Source organism: Porphyromonas canoris (genome assembly GCF_000769115.1).
GTDB classification, from domain to species: Bacteria; Bacteroidota; Bacteroidia; order Bacteroidales; family Porphyromonadaceae; genus Porphyromonas_A; species Porphyromonas_A canoris.
Genome location: NZ_JQZV01000013.1, coordinates 33,909 through 55,581, shown reverse-complemented (window position 1 = coordinate 55,581; position 21,673 = coordinate 33,909). Strand labels below are relative to the sequence as shown.

Annotated in this window: 16 protein-coding genes; 9 read left to right on the top strand and 7 right to left on the bottom strand. The window is 47.3% G+C overall.

What is annotated here, in order from left to right:
• Positions 1-251 precede the first annotated feature (251 nt).
• From rnc to HQ43_RS05465, 3 genes are all read right to left on the bottom strand, one after another.
• Complete coding sequence (rnc, locus tag HQ43_RS05475; protein ID WP_052079481.1) at positions 252-1,034, bottom strand: ribonuclease III; 783 nt, start codon at positions 1,032-1,034, stop codon at positions 252-254.
• A gap of 19 nt (positions 1,035-1,053) precedes the next feature.
• Positions 1,054-2,310, bottom strand: a complete 1,257-nt coding sequence (gene fabF / locus HQ43_RS05470; protein ID WP_036790860.1) for a beta-ketoacyl-ACP synthase II — start codon at positions 2,308-2,310, stop codon at positions 1,054-1,056.
• Positions 2,311-2,517: 207 nt separating this feature from the next.
• Positions 2,518-2,763 (bottom strand): acyl carrier protein, encoded by a 246-nt coding sequence (locus HQ43_RS05465; protein WP_036792572.1) that lies wholly within the window; start codon positions 2,761-2,763, stop codon positions 2,518-2,520.
• 162 nt (positions 2,764-2,925) lie between these two features.
• On the opposite strand from HQ43_RS05465, the gene purN reads away from it, so the two are divergent.
• The 9 genes from purN (at position 2,926) to HQ43_RS09495 (ending at position 17,212) form a co-directional block, all read left to right on the top strand.
• A complete protein-coding gene (purN, locus tag HQ43_RS05460; RefSeq protein ID WP_036790857.1) occupies positions 2,926-3,519 on the top strand; it encodes a phosphoribosylglycinamide formyltransferase in 594 nt (197 codons plus the stop codon).
• Complete coding sequence (gene uvrA / locus HQ43_RS05455) at positions 3,512-6,346, top strand: excinuclease ABC subunit UvrA (protein WP_036790854.1); 2,835 nt, start codon at positions 3,512-3,514, stop codon at positions 6,344-6,346. Before purN ends, uvrA begins: the two co-directional genes overlap by 8 nt.
• A gap of 32 nt (positions 6,347-6,378) precedes the next feature.
• A complete protein-coding gene (locus HQ43_RS05450; protein WP_036790851.1) occupies positions 6,379-7,665 on the top strand; it encodes a DUF2851 family protein in 1,287 nt (428 codons plus the stop codon).
• Positions 7,666-7,833: 168 nt separating this feature from the next.
• Complete coding sequence (locus HQ43_RS05445) at positions 7,834-9,432, top strand: GDSL-type esterase/lipase family protein (RefSeq protein WP_052103098.1); 1,599 nt, start codon at positions 7,834-7,836, stop codon at positions 9,430-9,432.
• The gene (locus HQ43_RS05440) at positions 9,335-10,096 is read left to right on the top strand and encodes a GDSL-type esterase/lipase family protein (protein ID WP_081964549.1); all 762 of its coding nucleotides are present in this window, start codon (positions 9,335-9,337) and stop codon (positions 10,094-10,096) included. Before HQ43_RS05445 ends, HQ43_RS05440 begins: the two co-directional genes overlap by 98 nt.
• A gap of 14 nt (positions 10,097-10,110) precedes the next feature.
• Complete coding sequence (locus HQ43_RS05435; RefSeq protein WP_036790848.1) at positions 10,111-11,643, top strand: MBOAT family O-acyltransferase; 1,533 nt, start codon at positions 10,111-10,113, stop codon at positions 11,641-11,643.
• A 598-nt stretch (positions 11,644-12,241) separates the two neighbouring features.
• Positions 12,242-13,501, top strand: coding sequence for an Ig-like domain-containing protein (locus HQ43_RS09500; RefSeq protein ID WP_081964548.1), 1,260 nt, complete (start codon positions 12,242-12,244; stop codon positions 13,499-13,501).
• Positions 13,502-13,547: 46 nt separating this feature from the next.
• Complete coding sequence (locus tag HQ43_RS05425; protein WP_036790845.1) at positions 13,548-14,441, top strand: hypothetical protein; 894 nt, start codon at positions 13,548-13,550, stop codon at positions 14,439-14,441.
• The gene (locus HQ43_RS09495; RefSeq protein ID WP_052103095.1) at positions 14,339-17,212 is read left to right on the top strand and encodes a leucine-rich repeat domain-containing protein; all 2,874 of its coding nucleotides are present in this window, start codon (positions 14,339-14,341) and stop codon (positions 17,210-17,212) included. Before HQ43_RS05425 ends, HQ43_RS09495 begins: the two co-directional genes overlap by 103 nt.
• 958 nt (positions 17,213-18,170) lie before the next feature.
• Here the strand turns inward: HQ43_RS09495 and deoC are convergent.
• From deoC to uvrC, 4 genes are read right to left on the bottom strand one after another with little or no spacing between them, the layout of a single operon-like run.
• Entirely contained in the window at positions 18,171-19,043 is an 873-nt protein-coding gene (deoC, locus tag HQ43_RS05410) for a deoxyribose-phosphate aldolase (protein WP_036790840.1), read from the bottom strand.
• Positions 19,030-19,383: a nucleotide pyrophosphohydrolase gene (locus tag HQ43_RS05405; RefSeq protein ID WP_036790837.1), complete on the bottom strand. Its 354-nt coding sequence runs from the start codon at positions 19,381-19,383 to the stop codon at positions 19,030-19,032. Before HQ43_RS05405 ends, deoC begins: the two co-directional genes overlap by 14 nt.
• 3 nt (positions 19,384-19,386) lie before the next feature.
• Positions 19,387-19,836, bottom strand: a complete 450-nt coding sequence (dtd, locus tag HQ43_RS05400; protein ID WP_036790834.1) for a D-aminoacyl-tRNA deacylase — start codon at positions 19,834-19,836, stop codon at positions 19,387-19,389.
• Between the two features lie 9 nt (positions 19,837-19,845).
• Positions 19,846-21,663: an excinuclease ABC subunit UvrC gene (gene uvrC / locus HQ43_RS05395; RefSeq protein WP_036790831.1), complete on the bottom strand. Its 1,818-nt coding sequence runs from the start codon at positions 21,661-21,663 to the stop codon at positions 19,846-19,848.
• Between the last annotated feature and the right edge of the window lie 10 nt (positions 21,664-21,673).

The following is a 21,673-nucleotide window of genomic DNA, read 5'->3' as shown; positions in this document are numbered from 1 at the left end:
TATATAGGGTAAAAAAGAAAAATCAAACTTTGATTTCTAAAAATCGAAGTTTGATTTCCACCATTCAAGGCTTGATTTGTACCAACCAAAACTTGATGCTGTTTTCCGATAAGCTTTATCGGGAGTATCGAATAGGTTCAAGTAAACTTGTGAACAGGTTCAGATCATCTTCATAAACGCTCTATACAAAAGCTCTGTTCCCTCCGAGCAGAGACTTTAACCCGACGAGCGGTAACACCGTTCGCACGGAGTTAGTGGATAGAAGCTTGCGGCTGATGATCCTGCAAGAGAGAGAGATCTTCCTGATACTTCTTGATCAGCTTTATAGCATCCTTTGAAGCATTCTGGTGAGCTATCTTTTTGTTGTGTCCCACCCCTATTGCCAAAGGCTTTTGTCGTCCATCGGTGAAGATGGCACAGCGGTGCATCAGTCCGAGATTGGGATCGACGAACGAGTCCAAATCGCGATACTCATAGTCTATCTTGTTTCGCTGCATGAAGATGATGAACTCCGTCTTGAAGTTCTCTTCCTTCACAGAGGTCTTCTCTATGTTCTTGACATCTATGACAACGTGTTTGAGGACAAACTTACGGGCGGCATCGTACCCTTTATCCAGATAGATGGCTCCGACCAAAGCCTCAAGACAGTTTCCGAGAGCGGCACTGCCTTGCTTGTCCAACCCCTTGGAGGAGTGGAGATAATGCTCCAGCCCCAGCTTTTGAGCCACATGATTGAGATTGTTCCTATTGACCAGGATAGAACGCAACGAGGTAAGCTGCCCTTCGGACTCCTCCGGATAGAGGTCAAACAGCGCATGCCCGACAACAAGAGATATGACGGAGTCTCCCAGATACTCCAATCTCTCATTACTCTCACGCCTTTTGCCCCTTGAAGCAGATCTGTGCGTAAATGCCGTGGTATAGAGTTTGATATTTCGAGGTTTATACCCGATAAGCTGTTCTAAACGTAAGTAAGGCTTCCCTGCCGAACGGTTGAGAAGCCTTATCTTACGTTTTAAGAAACTACAAATCATGAGCTTCTGTATCTTTTTGTCAAGAGTTATACTTCTTGAATATCACGCTGGCGTTGTGTCCTCCAAAGCCAAAGGTGTTTGAAAGAGCACAGCGAACAGGGCGTTCTTGCTTGGTGTTGAAGGTGAAGTTGAGCTTATAATCTATCTCTTCGTCTTCGTCTCCCGCTTCGTGATTTATGGTAGGAGGTACAACATCATTCTTTACGGAAAGAACGGTGATAAGAGATTCGATCGCTCCTGCTGCCCCTAACAAGTGTCCTGTCATAGACTTTGTGGAGCTGATGTTGAGCTTATAAGCATGGTCACCGAACACAGCCTGTATAGCCTTTACTTCCGAAACGTCTCCGACCGGAGTACTTGTTCCGTGAACGTTTATATAGTCTATGTCTTCCGGCTTAAGCTCTGCATCTTCCAAAGCGTTCCTCATTACCAACTTTGCTCCCAAGCCTTCCGGGTGAGAAGCAGTAAGGTGATGAGCATCTGCAGAAAGCCCTGTTCCGGCAACCTCAGCGTAGATCTTCGCTCCTCTTGCCAAGGCATGCTCCAACTCTTCAAGGATAAGCACTGCACCTCCTTCGCCCATGACAAATCCGTCACGAGACTTACTGAACGGACGAGATGCACCCTTAGGATCATCATTGCGGGTAGAAAGGGCTTGAAGTGCATTGAAACCTCCAACGCCGGATACACAGATAGTGGCTTCCGATCCGCCTGCCACAATCATGTTTGCCTTACCCAAACGGATATAGTTGAAGGCATCGGAGATGGCATTGGTAGAGGATGCACAAGCACTTACCGTAGCAAAGTTGGGACCGCGGAAACCATACTTCATGGAGATATGACCTGCCGCAATATCCGCTATCATCTTTGGGATGAAGAAAGGACTGAAGCGAGGAGCTTTTCCGGGCTCGTATTGCATGATCTCTTCTTCAAATGTACGAAGACCACCAATACCGGCAGCGAAAATGACTCCAATCTTATCCAAATCTTCTTTCTCTATATCTATTCCGGTATCCTTGACAGCTTCATCCGCAGCAACAAGGGCAAACTGTGCATATCTATCATACTTACGCACTTCTTTTCTGTCGAAATAGCTCATAGGATCAAAGCCTTTAACCTCGCAGGCAAACTTTGTCTTAAACTCGCTTGCATCGAACAGCGTGATGGGTGCTGCCCCAGATTCTCCATTGAGCACAGCAGCCCATGTCTCCGGAACATTATGTCCTAAAGGTGTTATGGCTCCGAGGCCTGTAACTACGACTCTTTTTAGTTGCATTTTAATAGGTTCTTGTTTAAGTATATAATATAATGTGTTGTCTTTTCCTCATCAAAGTTACTAAAAAGAAAATACTGCAGAAACACCACTATAATACCCTGACATTATGAGGGAGTGGGTTCATGCAGTATTCTCCTTTTATTAAGAAAACAAACCTCTGCCTATATGGAAATAAAGTAAGAAGAGGTTCCGATCAGATCGTAGTGCTTACGCTTGAAGCTTAGCTGCGATGTGATCCATAGCATCACCCACAGTCTTGATGTTTTGAGCTTCTGTATCGTCGATGCTGATACCGAAAGTCTTTTCAAAGTCCATGATAAGTTCTACTGTATCCAAAGAGTCAGCACCAAGATCATTAGTGAAGCTTGCAGTTGCTGTTACTTCAGATGCTTGAACGTTTAGCTTATCTACGATAATGTCCACTACTTTCTTTTCCAATTCTGTTCTGTCCATAATTCTTTTAATTATAGGTTTATATAAATACTTTTTTCTGTCTATCTTTGTTTGCAAAAGTAGAGAAAAAAGTTTTAGTAGCGCAATATTTATGCTCATCAACCGCATAAATGTGCTATATTTAACTCTTAAGGCGCAAAAATAACTCAAATTAACATCAATATGCTTAGTAGGCTTGTCATTTTTGCTTCAGGTAGTGGTTCCAATGCAGAAAATATTATTCGTTATTTTCGATCCTCTAAAAAGAAAAGTAAGACCGAAATTGTAGCAGTTGTGTCCAATAACAAAGATGCGTATGTCCATAGACGCGCAGAGAGTCTTGCCGTACCATCTTATACGCTTAGCAGAGCAGATCTTACCCAAAATCCGGAAAATCTGATGATGCTCCTACAATCTCTGAGAGCAACACACATCATACTGGCAGGCTACCTCCTGCTTATCCCCGAATGGTTATTGGCTGCATTCCCCGGGAAGATCGTGAATATACACCCGGCTCTACTTCCTGCGTATGGCGGCAAAGGCATGTACGGACCTCATGTACATGAGTCAGTGGTTGCCGCCAAAGAGAGCAAGTCGGGAATAACCATACATATCATAGACGAAGAGTACGACAAGGGAAAGATTCTGTTTCAAGCAGAGGTCGAACTTAGTCCGACAGACACTCCCGATGATGTCGCACACAAAATATCGCTTTTGGAACAAGCACACTTTCCAAAAGTTATAGACGAATGGATAGAACACTCCTTCCATGAATGACAACTACATAGAAATAGCGGGAGCAAGAGTTAATAACCTCAAGAACATCTCCTTAAGAATACCAAGAAATCGCTTCATTGTCGTAAGCGGACTCTCCGGATCCGGAAAAAGTTCCCTTGCTTTCGATACTCTGTATGCAGAAGGTAAGAGGAGATATGTGGAGAGTCTTTCGGCTTATGCCCGACAGTTTGTGGGCAAAATGTCCAAACCGGAGTGCGATTACATCAAAGGGATTCCTCCGGCAATAGCGATAGAACAGAGAGTTACATCCCGTAATCCAAGATCGACGGTAGGAACATCCACCGAGATATACGACTATATGCGTATGCTTTATGCTCGTGTGGGAAAGACCATCAGCCCGATAAGCGGAAAGGAGGTTCAGCGCCACAGCACCGCCGATGTGTTATTGTTCATACAACACTCTCTTTCTGAAGGAGCAAGATATATGATCACGGCTCCGATCAAAATACCTGAGGGCAGAACCGTGGAGGCTCATTTGGGTATTCTTTCGGGTATTGGATACAGCAGGATTTTATTTGATGGAGAGGTTGTGCGCATCTCGGATATTCAAGATACCAAAGACCATTCCCTTTCAAACAGAATAAACAACGCATCCCGGCTATTCATCGTAGTGGACAGACTCTCTGCCATATCGGAATATGACGATAGCACACTCTCTCGTATCACCGATGCCATAGAGACCTGCTTCTTTGAAGGAAGAGGAAGCTGTATGATATTCCATCAGGAGAGCCCCGACAAGGCTTGGCAAGAGACTCTGTTCAGCGACAGGTTTGAAGCAGACGGAATAGAGTTTGAGGAGCCATCGGATAATATGTTCAGCTTCAACTCTCCGGTGGGAGCGTGTCCGACCTGCGAAGGTTTCAGCAAAATAATAGGCATAGATCCGGAACTTGTCATTCCCGATAAGAATCGCTCCGTTTATGATAACTGCGTAGCGTGTTGGAGAGGTGAGAAGATGTCGGAGATGCAAAGGGAATTTATACAGAAAGCAGTAGAGAAATACGACTTCCCAATCCATAAAGCATATAAAGATCTATCCCCAAAGCAGCAGGATCTACTCTGGAATGGAGATGGAGAGATTTGGGGTATATACGACTTCTTCAAGTATTTGGAAGATCACCCGACCAAGATGCACTACCGCATTCTTTCGGCACGATATAAGGGTAAAACGACCTGTCCGACCTGCAAAGGCAAGAGGCTTAAGAAAGAAGCTCTATATGTCCAAGTGGGAGGAAAGAATATCGCCGAACTGGTAGATATGTCTATCTGGGAATTGAAAGAGTTCCTGAACCAGCTAAAGCTTTCCGCTCATGACGAAAAGGTTGCAGGACGGATCTTAACAGAGCTTCGCAACCGTGTTTCGTTCCTTGTCGATATCGGTCTTGGGTATCTAACCTGTTCTCGTACATCCAATACATTGTCCGGAGGAGAGACGCAACGCATTCATCTTTCCACCGCTCTTGGAAGCAGTCTTATAGGCTCTCTATACATATTGGATGAGCCGAGCATCGGTCTTCATGCCAGAGACACTCACCTTCTGATAGATGTTCTCCGCAGGCTGACAGATATAGGAAATACGGTGATGGTAGTAGAGCATGACGAAGATGTGATCTTATCCGCAGATGAAATTATAGACATCGGCCCGGATGCGGGAAGAAATGGAGGAGAGGTAGTCTATCAAGGTTCTCCTCACACCCTTCCGAAAACCAGCAGAAGCCATACAGTAGAATATCTTTCCGGAAGAGCTCAACTCTCTGTACCCGGAACCAGAAGAATATGGCAGCACAGTATCGGCATAAAAGGAGCACACATGCACAACCTTAAGCATGTAGATGTGGATGTCCCTCTACAAATCCTTACCGTAATAACAGGGGTAAGCGGCTCCGGGAAAAGTACTCTCATCAGAGAGATTTTATACGAAGGGGTTAAGAGAAGGCTGGAACAGGCATCAATGGAAGGCATTCTATGTGAAAATGTGGATGCTCCATTGGAATACATCGAAAGAGTAGAGTACGTGGATCAAAATGCCATAGGGAAAAGTTCACGCTCGAATCCCGTAACCTATGTAGGAGCTTATGATGATATCCGAAAGCTATATGCCTCCCTTCCGGCAAGCAAACAAATGGGATATACTCCGGCTCACTTTTCGTTCAATAAGGAAGGGGGAAGATGCGAAGCCTGCAAAGGAGAAGGCTCTATCACGGTAGAGATGCAGTTCATGGCAGATATTTCTCTCATCTGTGAGGAGTGTCATGGCAAAAGATTTCAAGATGATATTCTTGAGATTCGATTTGAAAATGTCTCTATTGCAGATCTGTTGGAAATGACAGTCAATCAAGCCATAGAGTTTTTCTCGGAACACAGCAAAAAACATCCCGAATGCAAAAAGATAGCAGAGAAGCTAACGGCTCTGCAAGACGTGGGTCTCGGATATATAAAGCTGGGACAAAGTTCTTCTACACTTTCCGGAGGAGAAAATCAACGCGTCAAGCTGGCATACTACCTATCCAACACCAATACGGGAAAGACCCTCTTCATTTTTGACGAACCTACCACCGGCTTGCACGTACACGATATATATAAGCTGATCAAGACCTTTGATGCTCTTATTGCACAGCAGCACTCCATCATAGTGGTCGAACACAATATGGAAATCATCAAGTGTGCCGACTACATTATAGACCTTGGTCCTGAAGGTGGAGATAAAGGAGGATATATCGTAGCCACCGGTACTCCGGAGGAGATAGCCCAATGTAAAGAAGGATATACAGGATATTTCTTAAAGGAAAAGCTTCATAAGTCTTAAGCTCAATAGCTATTCTCTCTACGCGAATAAAGATGAAATCTTGTCCCGAAACCTACCTGCATTATATCTGGAAGCATCGCCTTTACAGCTCTCTTACTACTGTGGATGGTATTGTCCCGGAAGTTCTTCATCCCGGAGAGCATAACCACGGGGCAGGGCCGGATTTTCTTTCAGCCAAGATCAGGATAGGAGAGGTTGAATGGGTAGGAGCTGTTGAAATTCATACCAATGCTTCCGAATGGAAACAACATGGGCACGATACCGACCCTGCCTATTCCGGAGTTATCTTGCATGTTGTCTTATCTTCCAATTCACCGGCACGCTCTGTTTCCGGATATGATATTCCCACTGCCGTAATGCAAATAGACTCTTCCGTACTGGGCAAACTCACGGATCTTAATATTAAAAACAACTATCTCCGTTGCCTGCCAGAAGCTACAACTCTTCCGCCTAAGAGATGGAAATACCTTCAAGATCTTTGGCTCGTGGAGAGATTGGAGCAGAAAAGTAAAAAGGTACGAGAAATGGGAGAAGGGGCGGACTGGTCTCAGCGTCTTTACGTTCTCTTTCTGCGCTATATGGGTATGGGACACAACAATGGAGCGTTTGAACAGATAGCCAACTCTCTTCCACTCTCCTTTATTCGTAAGCACGCCAACAGAATTACCTCAATAGAAGCCATGCTATTGGGACAAGCGGGGCTTCTTGCAGAGCCATACTCAGATGAATATCATGCTTTTCTGGGACAAGAGTATCTGTTTTATGCTCAAAAGTTCGGATTAACTCCCATGCCTAAAGGCTCCATCCGCTTTCTTCGACTTCGTCCCGTGGTTTTCCCGACACGCATGCTCGCTATATCGGCTGCAATTCTGCAAGATCACCATAGAGTAGAGCGACTGTTTTCTAATAATCCTTCCTACGCTATGCTGCTCTCTATTTTGGATGTAGAACCGAGTCCCTACTTCTGCCGACACTACCATTTCGGCAAACCGTCCGATAAAAAACTCAATGGATTGGGCACGGCAACGAAACAAAGCATTATCATCAATGTTTTCCTCCCACTGCTTTGGACTTACTATTCGGACACCATACAGAATGAAGCAAAACGAACTGAAAGAAAAAAGGAATTGCTGGATACCTATAAGCAGATAGCTCCCGAAAACAATCGAATAGTTCGCCTGTTTGAATTCCCCAATACCTTTGCTTCAATCTCCAATGCAGGAGAGAGCCAAGCCTTGATACAACTCTACAAAAGCTACTGCATGGAGGGGCGATGTATGAATTGCCCCATTGCGGTACAGATACTGAGAGAAGAGTAACAGACTACTCTCAAAAGGGAGCAAGAGTTTCTTTCTAAAAAACTCTTTTAATACTTTAACTCTTTTGAGATAAGGCTGTTATCATGTACTTCGATATAAATGTGTAAATTTGCGCGAATAAAATAAGAAGACAAGTTTCACAAAGAAACCTCAGGATATAATCATTTAATGAGAAAAGATAAAAACTATCAGGTTCGAGTTCTTGCTCTACTATGGGTACTGCTTGGAGCTTTGGTTGCTCTTTACTTCCTCCCGGAAAAGATAGGCAGCTGGACTCTGAAACCGGTAGATATACTGTCTGATCTGCGAGAAGAGTCCGGTGATGAAAACGGAGATCTGACAGACGATATACTTCTTGCGGATGGCGATATACCTTCAGATGATAACGAAAATAGCGATCCGGATACACTTCTCTCAATACCTCCGGCAGATCCAAACGATGCAGATGATCTTTCCGAAAGAGGTCAGTACCTGAATGAAACGGATACCATAGATGGCACAACGGCAGAGCAGCTCGCTCCGGATACCAGACCCACCTATGATAGTCTGCTTAGAGCTACGAATACAGACACTTCGCTTACTCTCATCAGAGACTATACAGTAAACCGGCAAGGGATGCAAAAATTCTTCTCCAGCCTCAAGAACAGGGACAATCTCGGTCGTCCTGTGAGGATTGCCGTATTGGGAGACTCATTCATAGAGGGAGACATTTTTACGGATGCTCTCAGGAATCAGCTCCAGACCCGCTATGGTGGTTCGGGAGTAGGCTGGTTGGCTTTAACCTCTCAGGTTGCCGGCTTTCGGGCATCGGTACGACACGAATTCGGAGGATGGAAAACACACTCGTTGCTTGACAAATCTCCGTCAAAGCAGTCTATAACCGGATACTATCACACCTATTCGAGCGGTTCTCCCTGGGTCAAATACACACTTCCCGAAAGTGCAAAACCCATCGAACAGTCTTGGTTCTACTATAGAAGCAACGAAGATACGCAGATACAGGTTTCGGTTGGAGACAGTATCAGCAAACAGCTCTTGCCTGCAACGGAAGGAGTTGTTGTTGCTCACCTGCTCTATGAAGGTACGAGCAGAAGCGTGCGTCTGCGTGTAGATACGCCGAGTAGCAGCTTTGCGAGCTACGGTATTGCTTTGGATGGTAAGTCCGGAATATCTGTGGATAACTTTTCTTTAAGAGGCAACTCCGGGATACGCATCCTCTCAATAGACTCCTCGATCAATAAAGAATTTACGGATGCCCGTCCATACGACCTTATCATCCTTCAGTATGGGCTTAATGTGGCATCTGCAAAACAGACCAACTACTCCTCTTACATCAGTCAGATGCGTAAAGTCATCCGACAACTCAAACGCTCCAATCCTCGTGCAGACATTCTTCTCATGGGTGTTTCGGACAGAGGGCAGCGTTCTGCCGGCGGAGGAGCATCTACCATGCCGGGCGTTATTGCACTTCATCGCGCCCAAGAGCGACTTGCACAAGAAGAGCAGATCAGTTTTTACAGTCTGCTCGAAGCCATGCAAGAGCTCGGAGGAATAGCTAAACTGGCATCGCAGGGAGCTGCAGCCAAGGATTACACGCACTTGTCGCACAAAGGAGGGCGACTCGTGGCTACAAAATTTATGGAAGCATTTGATATTGAACAGAAGTACTATGACAAAATTAAACAAGAAAGTAGCATTCCTGCTGCTTCTCATCTTTGGAATGTGGGGAGCTCAAGCGCAGACCAAGCTGCTTCATTTGGGAGATAGTCATATAAGATATGGCTATACAACTGCTCCTATCAAAGCTCTGTTGACGGACTTCTCGGTATCTTACACCGGAATAAACGGGGCAACCTTCTCCACCTTTACAGATCCGCAACAGATTCAAAACATCACGAAGATGCAGCCGGAAGTACTGGTTGTATCACTTGGAACGAACGATTCCTATACATGGCGATTCAGCGAAGCCAATTTCAGACAACAGCTTGAAGATTTCACCTCTGCCGTCACACAAGCTCTTCCCAACGTTCAGCTCTTTTTCACAACACCTCCTCCAAGTTTCTTGAAGCAGTCGAAGCGTATTCGCAATACCGGCAAGAAGAGTAAAAGAAAATGGAGGACTACATACAGCTACCGCTTCAACCCCAATACGGCAAAGGCGGCAGCCATTATCCTCGACTTTGCCAACAGCAATGGTTACGGCGTATATGACCTTTACCAACAGATCGGGACGGAAGAAGAAGCCCAAAGATGGGTCAGTAAAGGCTGGATGCATCAAGATCACATCCATTATACAAAGGAGGGCTATTTCAAGCATGGAGCATTGACCGCCGAGGCTTTACGACAGTTTCTCGACCAATCTTCTCATCCTTCTCTTATCTCATCCGACATGATAAGTGAAGTGAAGCTCTACAAAAAAGATACCTACTAACACCCCATAGCACAGTGAGCTTTTTAGAACACATAGATCTCTCACGCATCGGAGAAGTACTAAAGTATGATCCGCAGGCCCCGCTGATCTTTTCCAGCGGGCTGTTCTTCTTCATGTTTCTTCTCTTCCTGCCTCTTTACTACCTGCTTCGCCGGCGAACATCTCTGCGCATCATCTACGTAGCCCTTTTCTCTTTGCTGTTTTACTACGAGAGCAGTGGCGAGTACGTTGTATTGCTGATGCTGGCTGCGACGAGCGACTTTCTCATCGGACACGCTTTATCTCGCAGCAGAGAGGGAGTAAGGAAGTATTGGGTCGCATTGAGTATGTGTATCAATCTTGGGGTGCTTGCCTACTTCAAATACTTCAACTTCCTTGGAGACATCGGAGTAACGTTACTGAACGAACTGGGACTGCTCGTCAATAAGCCCGAATGGATTCTGAAAGAGTGGACACTGCGCGACATCTTCCTGCCTGCCGGTATATCTTTCTATACGTTCCAGACCATGAGCTACATCATAGACATCTATCGTGGAGAAGTGAAACCTCTGAATCGCTGGATAGACTACCTCTTCTACGTTTCGTTCTTCCCTCAGCTTGTTGCCGGTCCCATAGTAAGAGCAAAAGATTTTGTCCCTCAAATCAGAAAGACACCCACTCTCGGCAGGACCGAATATGGTGAAGCTCTCGCACTTATCATCAGCGGTCTCTTCAAGAAAGCGATTATCTCGGACTACATCAGTCTCAATTTCGTGGACAGAATATTCGATGCTCCGGCTCTCTATACGGGACTGGAGAACCTGCTGGGAGCTTACGGATATGCGCTTCAAATATATTGCGACTTCTCCGGCTACTCGGATATGGCTATCGGTATAGCACTGCTTTTGGGCTTTAGATTCAACATCAACTTCGACTCTCCCTATCAGTCCGTCAATATTACCGAATTTTGGCGCAGATGGCACATTTCTCTCTCTTCGTGGTTGAAAGATTACCTCTACATTCCACTCGGAGGCAACAGGAAAGGACGCCTGAGAGCCTACATGAATCTCCTCATCACCATGCTTCTCGGAGGACTTTGGCACGGAGCCGCTCTGCGTTTCATCATCTGGGGAGCCCTTCATGGTATCGCATTGGCTGTTCATAAAGCATATCGGGAGCTTACTGTAAAGATCTTTGGAAAGCAACCCGAATCCAATTGGTTCAAACGAGTTGCCGGACGGCTTCTCACTTTTCATCTTGTTGTGGCGTCTTGGATCCTCTTCCGTGCCGATAACATGGAGGTCGTTCAAGCTATGTTCAAGCAGATATTCACCTCCTTTCACCCCGAAGTCTTCACTCAGTTTGTCGTAGGATACAAAGAAGTCTTTGCTCTTATGGTGCTCGGATTTGCTCTCCATTTCGTAGGACATAAGGGAGAAAAACGATTCCAAAACTTCATCAGCGAAACTCCTTTCGTGGTACAGGCACTTATTCTTGTAGGTCTTGTCTTCTGCGTCTTCCAGATAAGAAGCTCCGAGATTCAGCCGTTCATCTACTTCCAATTCTGATAAACGCGCGACAAGCCTGTTTTAACCGAAACAAAGGATAAAAGAGCCTCTATCGAGAGTAAATTTTTATCGCTGTCCGGTAAAAATAGCGACCTACAAAGAATGGATGGTACCTCTTAAGACTCTTTCAGAATCTTTTGTACTAAAAAGGGAGAGCATAAAATATTAAAAACAGATTCGGACAGTGCCGGTGCAATAAGTATCGGCGCTGCTTTTTATTTGCCGTAACAGCAGCTCTGAACCCGATAAAAAGATGCGCTAAACAGCCTTTTAAGTTCGTTTTATCAGGTTCAGAGGTACAAACCAAGGCATGATTGGTGCAGAACAAGGGGTGAGTTGCAGCACTCAAACGATGAATTGTGTCAGTCAAGGCATGATTTCAGACAGCAAAACTATTCAGAGGAAGTTTTATAAGCGTTTATCTCAAGTTGTTTCAGTATTCGATATATGATTTTGAATAGTAATATTTTTACAATACCTTTGTAAGTATTAAGGAACAATCATGCGTTGGAATACGGCTCACTGTCTGCCGTCTTTTCTCTGTTATGCGTTTTGTCCAATTAGATTATTAAATGAGAAAACAATAAAATGAGTTGTTATGAAAAAAGTACTATTTCTATTATTGGTTGCATCCTTATCCATGGCAGGATGCAAGAAAGATCCCAAAGAGCCTGCAAAAGCTCCCACGGTGGCAACCGGCTCTGTTTCCAACATCACCACAACAAGTTTCGAGTGCGAGGGGAATGTCTCTGCAGATGGCGGAGCGGCGGTTACGGATCGTGGTGTCTGNAAGGAAGGCAGTGCCACCATTACTGCTACATCCGTGGATGGCGGTAAGACAGCCACCTGCCGGGTAACGGTGAAGAGGAAAGAGGTCAAGGTTACCGGTATCACCGTCTCTCCGACGGAGAAGAGCGTAAAAGAGGGTGAAAGCTTTACCATCACTGCCACAGTGCTTCCTGCCGATGCGGACAACAAGACGGTAACGTGGAGCAGTTCGGCTTCGGAGATCGCTTCCGTTAATGACAATGGNTTTACCATCACTGCCACAGTGCTTCCTGCCGATGCGGACAACAAGACGGTAACGTGGAGCAGTTCGGCTTCGGAGATCGCTTCCGTTAATGACAATGGTCATGTTACCACACACAAGCCGGGGCGTGCGACCATCACTGCCACAACGGCAGATGGCGGTAAGACAGCCACCTGCCAAGTAACCGTCACCAAGAAAGAGGTCAAGGTAACGGGCATCACCGTCTCCCCGACAGAGAAGAGCGTTATCGAAGGTGAAAGCTTTACGATCACCGCCACCGTACAGCCTGCCGATGCAGACAACAAGGCGGTACGCTGGAGCAGCTCCGCATCGGACATTGCCACGGTGGACAATCAAGGCAAAGTAACGACCCGCAAACCGGGTAAAGCGACCATCACCGCCACAACGGAGGATGGCGGTAAAACAGCCTCTTGCGAAGTTACGGTAAAGAGCAAGATCACCGAAGAGTACAAGGCTCTCAAGAAGAAAGCCGAAGAGATGGAAGGCAAGACGGATGACGCAAAGAAAGAGCTCGCCGGCATCAAGTCTTCCGACAAGAGCATCAACGAAAAGATCAAGCTGATGGAAGCCCTTCTAAAGAAGATCAACGGCATCAAGAGTGAGATCGACAGCTTGAGCGATGAGATAGAAGCGAAGAAAGATCTGCTTCACGAAAGCGAGTACAACGAACTGAAAGAGAAGAAAGAGAGCCTGCTCTCCGACATTGCAGAGCTTCAGAGCGAGGCGGAGACCTACAAACAGAAGCTGGATAAAGCAGCGAAAGAGGGAAAAGGAGATCTTTCCGACCTTGAAATCGTGGATCTATGATGACCGACAAAAGCGAAAAGAACATAAACCATAAATACAGAATCAGATGAGACTTACATGTAATATATACACCAAAGCAGTATGCGCGCTGACGCTGCTGCTGGTTCTGCTGGCAACCGGCTGCCGGAACGAACGGGAAGATCTGCCTACGGGAAAAAGAAGCAGACAGCTCACCCTTACGGCATCCATGCCTCAGGATGGAGGCGGAATGCGCGTGGAGCTGAAGAAGTCGGCAGACAACAGCACGCTTATAGCCAAATGGAAATCGGGAGACATGGTAACGTTCGTCTTCGAGCAGGGCGATGTTCTGACAGACCCCGTGGAAGCAGCCATAGGCAGAATCGAAAACAACGGCAAGCGTGCGAAGCTGCATATCGAAGTGCCCGAAAGCATAGACACTTCGGAAGAGTACACCATCCACGCCTTCTGCGGAGTACCGGGAACAGGCGTGAGCGTAGAGAGGGGAGAGATCCTTTTGGACATCCTGCCGTTGAGAGCCAACCGCTTGGAGGATATTGCCGTTCCGGTGATTGCCAAGAGGGATATATCTCCGGAGGGAGAAGAGGAAATGGCTCTGCCGTTCGACTATCTTGGCTCGATAGAGTACGTGGATCTCAAGAACGGCTCCTCCACCACACTCCGGGTTAACAACTGCCACCTTTATGCCGTCGATCCGGCAGCGGAAGAGTGGAGATACCTGCCCCGCAACGGCAAATACCATCTCTACAAACCGATGACGGACGAAGTGATGGAGGCAGACGGCGACAAACCCAACCCGTTGGAAGAGTCCGGTTCGGCAGTCTCGGTGGCACCGGGAGCGACACACACGTTTGCGGTGTGGCATCGTCCGACAGGCAACAGCATTCCGGAGTTCGGCATATCGGTGCAGACAGACAACGGGACTCAGCTCTCCAAGAACAAGAAGATAGCCAAAGCATAGATGCAGAAGCCGAAGATCGTCCGGATGTCTGGATAGACCTGAACAACAACAAGGTCAAAGATGCAGGCGAGAGTGTAACCACATTCGACACCGATCAAGAGTACATACTCGGAGCTCAGACCATTACGGTATATGGAAAGATATACAGTTTTCATTGTAGCTTTAACAGCCTCACCACGTTGGATGTGAGCAAGAACACCGATTTGAAAGTGTTGGGCTGCTCCGATAACTCCCTCACCTCGCTGGATGTGAGCAAGAACACCGCTTTGACAGAGTTGGTCTGCTTCTCTAACTCCCTCACCTCGCTGGATGTGAGCAAGAACACCACTTTGACACGGTTGAACTGCCACTCAAACTCCCTCGCCTCGCTGGATGTGAGCAAGAACACCGCGTTGAAAGAGTTGTACTGTCACAGTAACTCCCTCACCTCGCTGGATGTGAGCAAGAACACGGCTTTGACACGGTTGGACTGCGAGGATACCCCGAATCTTAGCTCCTTGAAGATCTCGCGCAGCATAAATGATGCGTTATATATCCGTAACTGTAAGCTGAGCGCGGAGACGCTGAACGAGATATTCCGCACACTTCCCGATGTAAAAGAGCAGACCGAAGGCAAGAAAAAGATCTGGATAGCAGACAATCCGGGTACGGATGCGTGCGACAAGAAGATAGCCACGGACAAAGGCTGGAAATTGGATGTCGAAGATACTCCGCCTGCCGGCAACAGCATGACGATGACGACAGAGAAAGCCGTCGGCGAAAAGATAGAGCTTTCGATCAATGCCGAGCCTGCAGACCAAGCGGATGTCTGGATAGACCTGAACAACAACAAGGTCAAAGATGCAGGCGAGAGCGTAACCAAATTTGACTATGAATGGTACACGCTCGGCTCGCAGACCGTTACGGTGCATGGAAAGGTAACCCTGTTGTCCTGCTCCTCTAACTCCCTCACCTCGCTGGATGTGAGCAAGAACACAGCTTTGGAAGAGTTGTCCTGCCACTCTAACTCCCTCACCTCGCTGGATGTGAGCAAGAACACAGCTTTGACACGGTTGTCCTGCTCCTCTAACTCCCTCACCTCGCTGGATGTGAGCAAGAACACCGCTTTGACTGCGTTGTCCTGCTCCTCTAACTCCCTTGCCTCGCTGGATGTGAGCAAGAACACCGCGTTGAAAGTGTTGGACGGCTCCTCTAACTCCCTCACCTCGCTGGATGTGAGCAAGAACACCGCTTTGACTGCGTTATACTGCAAGAATAATCCGAATCTAAGCTCCTTGAAGATCTCGAGCAGCATAAATGATGAATTGTCGGTCAAGAGCTGTAAGCTGAGCGCGGAGACGCTGAACAAGATATTCCGCACACTTCCCGATGTAAAAGGGCAGACCTCCGGCGGTAAGAAGATCTGGATCGGAGACAATCCGGGTACGGCGGCGTGCAACAAGAAGATAGCCAAGGACAAAGGCTGGACATTGGATGTCGGAGATACTCCTCCTCCTCCGCCTGCCGGCAACAGCATGACGATGACGACAACGCTAGCCGTGGGCGAGAAGATAACTGTTAAGATCTACGCCAAGCCGGAAGACCGAGCCGATGTCTGGATAGACCTGAACAATAACGGCACCAAAGATGAGGGCGAGAAGGTCGTAGTCTTTTTCTATAAGGATTACACACTCGGCTCGCAGACCATTACGATATACGGAAAAGTAACCGAGTTCCATTGCCACCAACAATCCCTCACCTCGCTGGATGTGAGCAAGAACACTGCTTTGACAGAGTTGTCCTGCTCCGATAACTCCCTCACCTCGCTGGATCTGAGCAAGAATACCGAGTTGGAATGGTTGGACTGCGAAAAGAACTCTCTCACCTCGCTGAATGTGAAGAATACAGCTTTGAAAGCATTGATCTGCAATTGGAACAGGCTCTCCTCTCTGAATGTGAGCAAGAACACCGCTTTGACACGATTCTCCTGCGAGAATAACCCGAATCTTAGCTCCTTGAAGATCTCGAGCAGCATAAATGATGAGTTGTGGGTCAACGGCTGTAAGCTGAGCACGGAGACACTGAACGAGATATTCCGCACGCTTCCCGATGTAAAAGGGCAGAGCACCGGCAGTAAGTGGATCTGGATCGAAGGTAATCCGGGCACGTATACGTGCGACAAGAAGATCGCCGAAGACAAGGGCTGGAAATTGGATTCCAATGCTTATAAAATGACGATGACGACAACGAAAGCCGTGGGCGAGAAGATAGAGCTTTATATAGATACCGAGCCGGAATATCGTTCGGGTGTCTGGATAGACCTGAACAATAACGGGAAAGAGGATAATGGTGAGAATCTAGTCTTCGGCACCGGAACTTACACACTCGGCTCCCCGACCGTTACGGTGTACGGAAAGGTAACCACATTTAGCTGCAAAGAAATCTCCCTTACCTCGCTGGATGTGAGTGCGAATACGAAGTTGGAATTCTTGCTCTGCAACTCTAACTCCCTCACCTCGCTGGATGTAAGCAAGAATACAGCTTTGAGATATTTCGACTGCAAGAATAACCCGAATCTAAGCTCCTTGAAGATCTCGAGCAGCATAGATAATGTGCTAATTGTCCGCAACTGCAGGCTGAGTACGCAGACGCTGAACCAGATATTCCGAACGCTTCCCGATGTAACCGGGCAGAGCGGTGAAGTCAAGAGCGTCTGGATCGGAGGCAATCCGGGCACGGATGCGTGCAACAAGAAGATAGCCGAAGACAAAGGGTGGACGGTTAAAAACTGATTAAGATTGAGGGGAACTCCACTCACCCCGAAGTGGCGGGGCGTAAAANGCCGGTGCGATAAGTGCCGGCACTGCTTTTTTTGTGCCGAGACGGAAAACCGGGATCGGGAAAAGAGAAAAGGTCGGTTTCGGAGAGCATGAAAATTTTGTACGTACAAAAAAATTTTTTCGTACGTACAAAAAAAAATTTACGTGCGCACGAAAAAATTTTTTCGTAGGTAAGAAAATAAATTTTCGTAGGTAAGAAAATAAATTTTTGTGGCCAAGAAAAAAAATTTGCGTGGCCAAGAAAATAAATTTTTGTGGCCAAGAAAAAAAATTTGCGTGGCCAAGAAAATAAATTTTCATGGGCATAGAAAAAAATTTTCGTGGGCATAGAAAAAAATTTCCATGCGGACGAAAAAATATCTGCGTGCGCAGAAAAAGTATTTTCTTTAGCATAAGAGTTGTGGCGATCCGGGCATAAAAATATATTTTCATAGGCAGGNGCGTGCGCAGAAAAAGTATTTTCTTTAGCATAAGAGTTGTGGCGATCCGGGCATAAAAATATATTTTCATAGGCAGGAAAATATATTTTTATACGAATCGGAGGTATTTTTTATGCTTGCGGACATATTTTTGTCTGCGCACAAAAATATATTTTCGTGCGAATGGGAGGAGATTTTTGTGCGAAAGGGAGGAGATTTTTGTGCGAATAAAAAAGGATTTTCATGCGGACAGAAATTTTACCTCTTTCGGAATCGGATCCGCCTATGTGGCTTTTGCCCGAAATTTTTAGTGCCTTCGGGAGGAGAAGAAAAAAAATGAATAGATTGATTTTCAGCGACATACAGAACAAGCTAAATATAGAATGTGGCATGGCGGGGGGGGGCAGATGGGGGCTATAAAGAAGCCATCCCGGAAAGATTTTGCTCTTTCCGGGATGGCTCCGATTGGGATGCGGGGAAGGTCCCCTGCGTTATTCTCCGATCTCTTTCTGCAAGTCTGCCACAAGGCTGCTCGCACCTATGCGGAAAAGGTCGGGGGTAAGCCATTCGTCCCCAAGCACTTCTTTGACAATGGCAAGGTAGCGGAGGGCATCCTCTGTGGTGCGCACTCCTCCGGATACTTTGAGTCCGCGCTTTTCTCCGAAGAGCTCGGCATACTGCTTCAAGACGGTCGCCATGGTGTAGGCCGCGTTGAGGGTTGCGCCGGGATACTCTTTGCCGGTGGAGGTCTTGATGAAGTCGGCATCGCAGAAGAGGGATAGGATGGAAGCCCTGCGTATGTTTTCGGTGCTCTTCAACGCCCCGGTCTCCAAGATCACCTTGAGGTGCCTGCCCTTCGTTACCTCTCTCAGCTCCAAGATTTCGTCTGCGACTTCTTCGTAGTTTTCGGAAAGGAAGTTGCCGACGTGCAGTACGATGTCTATCTCATCGGCTCCATCTTCGACGGCAAGACCGGTCTCGACCACTTTTACCTCCGGAAAAGTCTGGGAGGATGGGAAGCCCCCGGAGACGGCTGCGATATTGACGCCCCGGGTGGAAAGGGCGTTCTTGACGGTGGAGACAAAGTTGGGATAGACGCAGATGGCTGCGACGTGAGGGATGTCGGGTCTGTTGCTGTCGAGGGCATTGACCTGCTCGACAAACTGCATGATCTGCACGTCATGATCCGTTGCGGATAGCGAGGTGAGGTCTACCACGCTGTGGAGAAACTTGATGTTGTCCACGGTGTGGAGCGTATTGCCATACTTGGAGAGGATCTTTTCGACTTCAAGTGTTGTCTCTTCTTCTGTCAGCGCCGGACGAAACTTTGCAAACGCGTCCGTATATCTGTTACTGCTGTTCATGTTGATTGTTGAGTTTAGGATTATTGATGTGTCTTGTTTTGTCTCTTTCGGTCTTCTTGAGGAAGTTCTTTCGGATGGCGGCGGTAAGATCGCAGCCGGTCTGGTTCGCAATGCAGGCAACGACCCAAAGAAGATCCGCCAGCTCGTCTTCCAGATCGAGCTTCTCTCCCTCCTTTGCCTGCTGCTCCCCGTACAAACGAGCCATGATGCGTGCCACTTCGCCCACCTCTTCGGTGAGAACAGCCATGTTGGTGAGAGGATCGAAATAGCGCACGCCGTAACGCCTGATCCAGCCATCGACCAGCTCTTGCAGCTCGGAAAGGGTAAGCTCCTGCTTCATGTCTTATGCGTTTTTTGAGTCGATAATGATGGTAACAGGTCCATTGTTGGTCAGCGCAATCTGCATATCCGCTCCGAATACGCCGCGTGCCACCGGCTTTTCCAGCGCCTGCTCGAATGCCTGCACGGCTTTCTCGTACAAAGGCTCGGAGATCTCTCCGGGAGCAGCGTGTATGTAGGAAGGACGGTTGCCCTTCTGCGTGGATGCCATGAGGGTAAACTGTGAGACAAGCATCACCTCCCCACCGACATCGAGCACGCTTCTGTTCATCACTCCATCCGCATCATCAAAGATGCGAAGACGGACACACTTGCGGACGATATAGTCGATGTCTTTGTCGCCATCATCAGAAGCGATGCCGATAAGGATAAGCAGTCCCTCCCCTATTCGGGAGATCTCTTTGTCGTCAACGGTGAGCCGGGAAGACCGGACTCTCTGTACCACTACTTTCATAGCCCAAATTTACTCATTACTTTTTGTATGGAAATATTCATGGACGAGCCGCGCCTTGGCTCTGCCCAAAATAATCTCTATGTCTTCAAGCGACGCCCCACGGATCTTCTTGACACTCTTGAAATGCTTCAAGAGCTTCGCTTTGGAAGCAGATCCTATGCCGTGGATGGTGTCCAGCTCCGAATGTGTCTGCGACTTGCTGCGAACTTCCCGGTGAAACTTGATGGCAAAGCGATGGACTTCGTTCTGCACACGCTCCAAAAGCAGAAACACCGGCGAACGCTGCATGATGCCGACAACCTCAGGAGGATTTCCGTAGAGGATATTTGCGGTCTTGTGCTTCCGGTCTTTAGCAAGCCCGAGAATGGGAATAGCCAGCCCCATATCCTCCAATGTCTTTCTGATGGTCTCCATGTGCCCTTTACCCCCATCGGCAATAATGAGATCCGGCAGCTCTCTATCCTCTTCGATAAAGGCGGTATAGCGTCTCTGCACCGCCTCTGCCATGGAGGCATAGTCGTCCTGCCCCTGCACGGATCGTATGTGATAGTGCCTGTACAACTCTTTTGCCGGCCTGCCCCCGATAAAAGCAACGCAGGCTGCAACGGGAGAATAACCCTGGATATTGGAGTTGTCAAAGCACTCCATGTGGTATGGAAGCCCCGGCAGTCCGAGAGTGTTCTGCAACTCTTGAAGGAGCTGCATATTGCGCTGTTCGGGGTTGAGCTTTTCGGCTTGACGGTCTCTATCGGTCTTGTACTGCTCCACATTCTTCTGCGAAAGTTCCAAGAGTCTTTTTTTATCGCCTCTTTGAGGAATGGTAACGGTAATACCCTCCGGCACGTAAGCAATGGGAAGAGGAAGAATAAGCTCTTTAATACCTGGTCTCAAAGCATTCAGACTCTCTTGAACAAGAGTGGAAAGCCACTCCTCCGGCTCTTCAGACAGGCTCTTCTTGTACTCCAACGTCTCTCCGGAAACGATATTGCCACTCCTCACCTCCAGATAGTTGAGGTAGATGGAACCGAGATCTTCGGAGAAAGAGCAGACCAAAGCATCGCCCACACTGTGGGAAATAACAGCAGAAGCGGCTTGATAACTCTCTAAAATGGAGATGGAATGCTTTATGGCTTGTGCCTCTTCAAACTTCAGCTCCGAGGCGTACAGCATCATCCTATCAGACAGTTCTTGCTTTACGGACGAGATATTGCCTTTCAAAACCTCTCTGATCTGACGGATATTCTCATCGTAATCTGCTTCGCTCTGCTTGCCAACGCAAGGAGCAAGGCAGCGATGAATATGATAGTTGAGGCAGACTCGGAATCGTCCCAACGCAATATTCTCTTGTGTAAGATTCAGACTGCAAGTGCGAGGAAGAAAGACTTTCTTAATGACACCGACGAGAGTGTGCGCCATCTTGCCTGCCGGATATGGGCCAAAATATTCCGAGCCATCACGAACCGGCTTGTGAGTGATAAAAACTCTTGGGAAAGGCTCTCTCTTGACGCAGATGTAAGGATAAAAGTTGCCATTCTTGAGCATGATGTTGTAGCGAGGACGATACTCTTTGATAAGATTATACTCCAACAGAAGAGCGTCATGCTCCGTATCGACAACGAAATATTCCAACCACTGCAAGGTGTTTACCAGAGCACGTGTCTTGGCATCCGAATGCTCCTTTTGGAAATAAGAAGCGATCCTTCTGCGCAACGACTTTGCCTTACCTATGTAAATGACATCCTCATTTTTGTCCAAATAACGATAACACCCCGGGAGCTCCGGAATGCTGCTCAATGTCTCAAGAATGTCCTTTTTAGGTATCAGCATTATCTCTGTT

Coding starts and splice junctions, on each gene's coding strand:
- HQ43_RS05425 (WP_036790845.1), top strand. CDS start 13,548: ATGAGACTTACATGTAATATATACACCAAAGCAGTATGCGCGCTGACG.
- purN (WP_036790857.1), top strand. CDS start 2,926: ATGCTTAGTAGGCTTGTCATTTTTGCTTCAGGTAGTGGTTCCAATGCA.
- fabF (WP_036790860.1), bottom strand. CDS start 2,310: ATGCAACTAAAAAGAGTCGTAGTTACAGGCCTCGGAGCCATAACACCT.
- HQ43_RS05440 (WP_081964549.1), top strand. CDS start 9,335: ATGACAAAATTAAACAAGAAAGTAGCATTCCTGCTGCTTCTCATCTTT.
- uvrC (WP_036790831.1), bottom strand. CDS start 21,663: ATGCTGATACCTAAAAAGGACATTCTTGAGACATTGAGCAGCATTCCG.
- HQ43_RS05445 (WP_052103098.1), top strand. CDS start 7,834: ATGAGAAAAGATAAAAACTATCAGGTTCGAGTTCTTGCTCTACTATGG.
- dtd (WP_036790834.1), bottom strand. CDS start 19,836: ATGAAAGTAGTGGTACAGAGAGTCCGGTCTTCCCGGCTCACCGTTGAC.
- rnc (WP_052079481.1), bottom strand. CDS start 1,034: ATGATTTGTAGTTTCTTAAAACGTAAGATAAGGCTTCTCAACCGTTCG.
- HQ43_RS05405 (WP_036790837.1), bottom strand. CDS start 19,383: ATGAAGCAGGAGCTTACCCTTTCCGAGCTGCAAGAGCTGGTCGATGGC.
- HQ43_RS05450 (WP_036790851.1), top strand. CDS start 6,379: ATGAAATCTTGTCCCGAAACCTACCTGCATTATATCTGGAAGCATCGC.
- HQ43_RS05465 (WP_036792572.1), bottom strand. CDS start 2,763: ATGGACAGAACAGAATTGGAAAAGAAAGTAGTGGACATTATCGTAGAT.
- deoC (WP_036790840.1), bottom strand. CDS start 19,043: ATGAACAGCAGTAACAGATATACGGACGCGTTTGCAAAGTTTCGTCCG.
- uvrA (WP_036790854.1), top strand. CDS start 3,512: ATGAATGACAACTACATAGAAATAGCGGGAGCAAGAGTTAATAACCTC.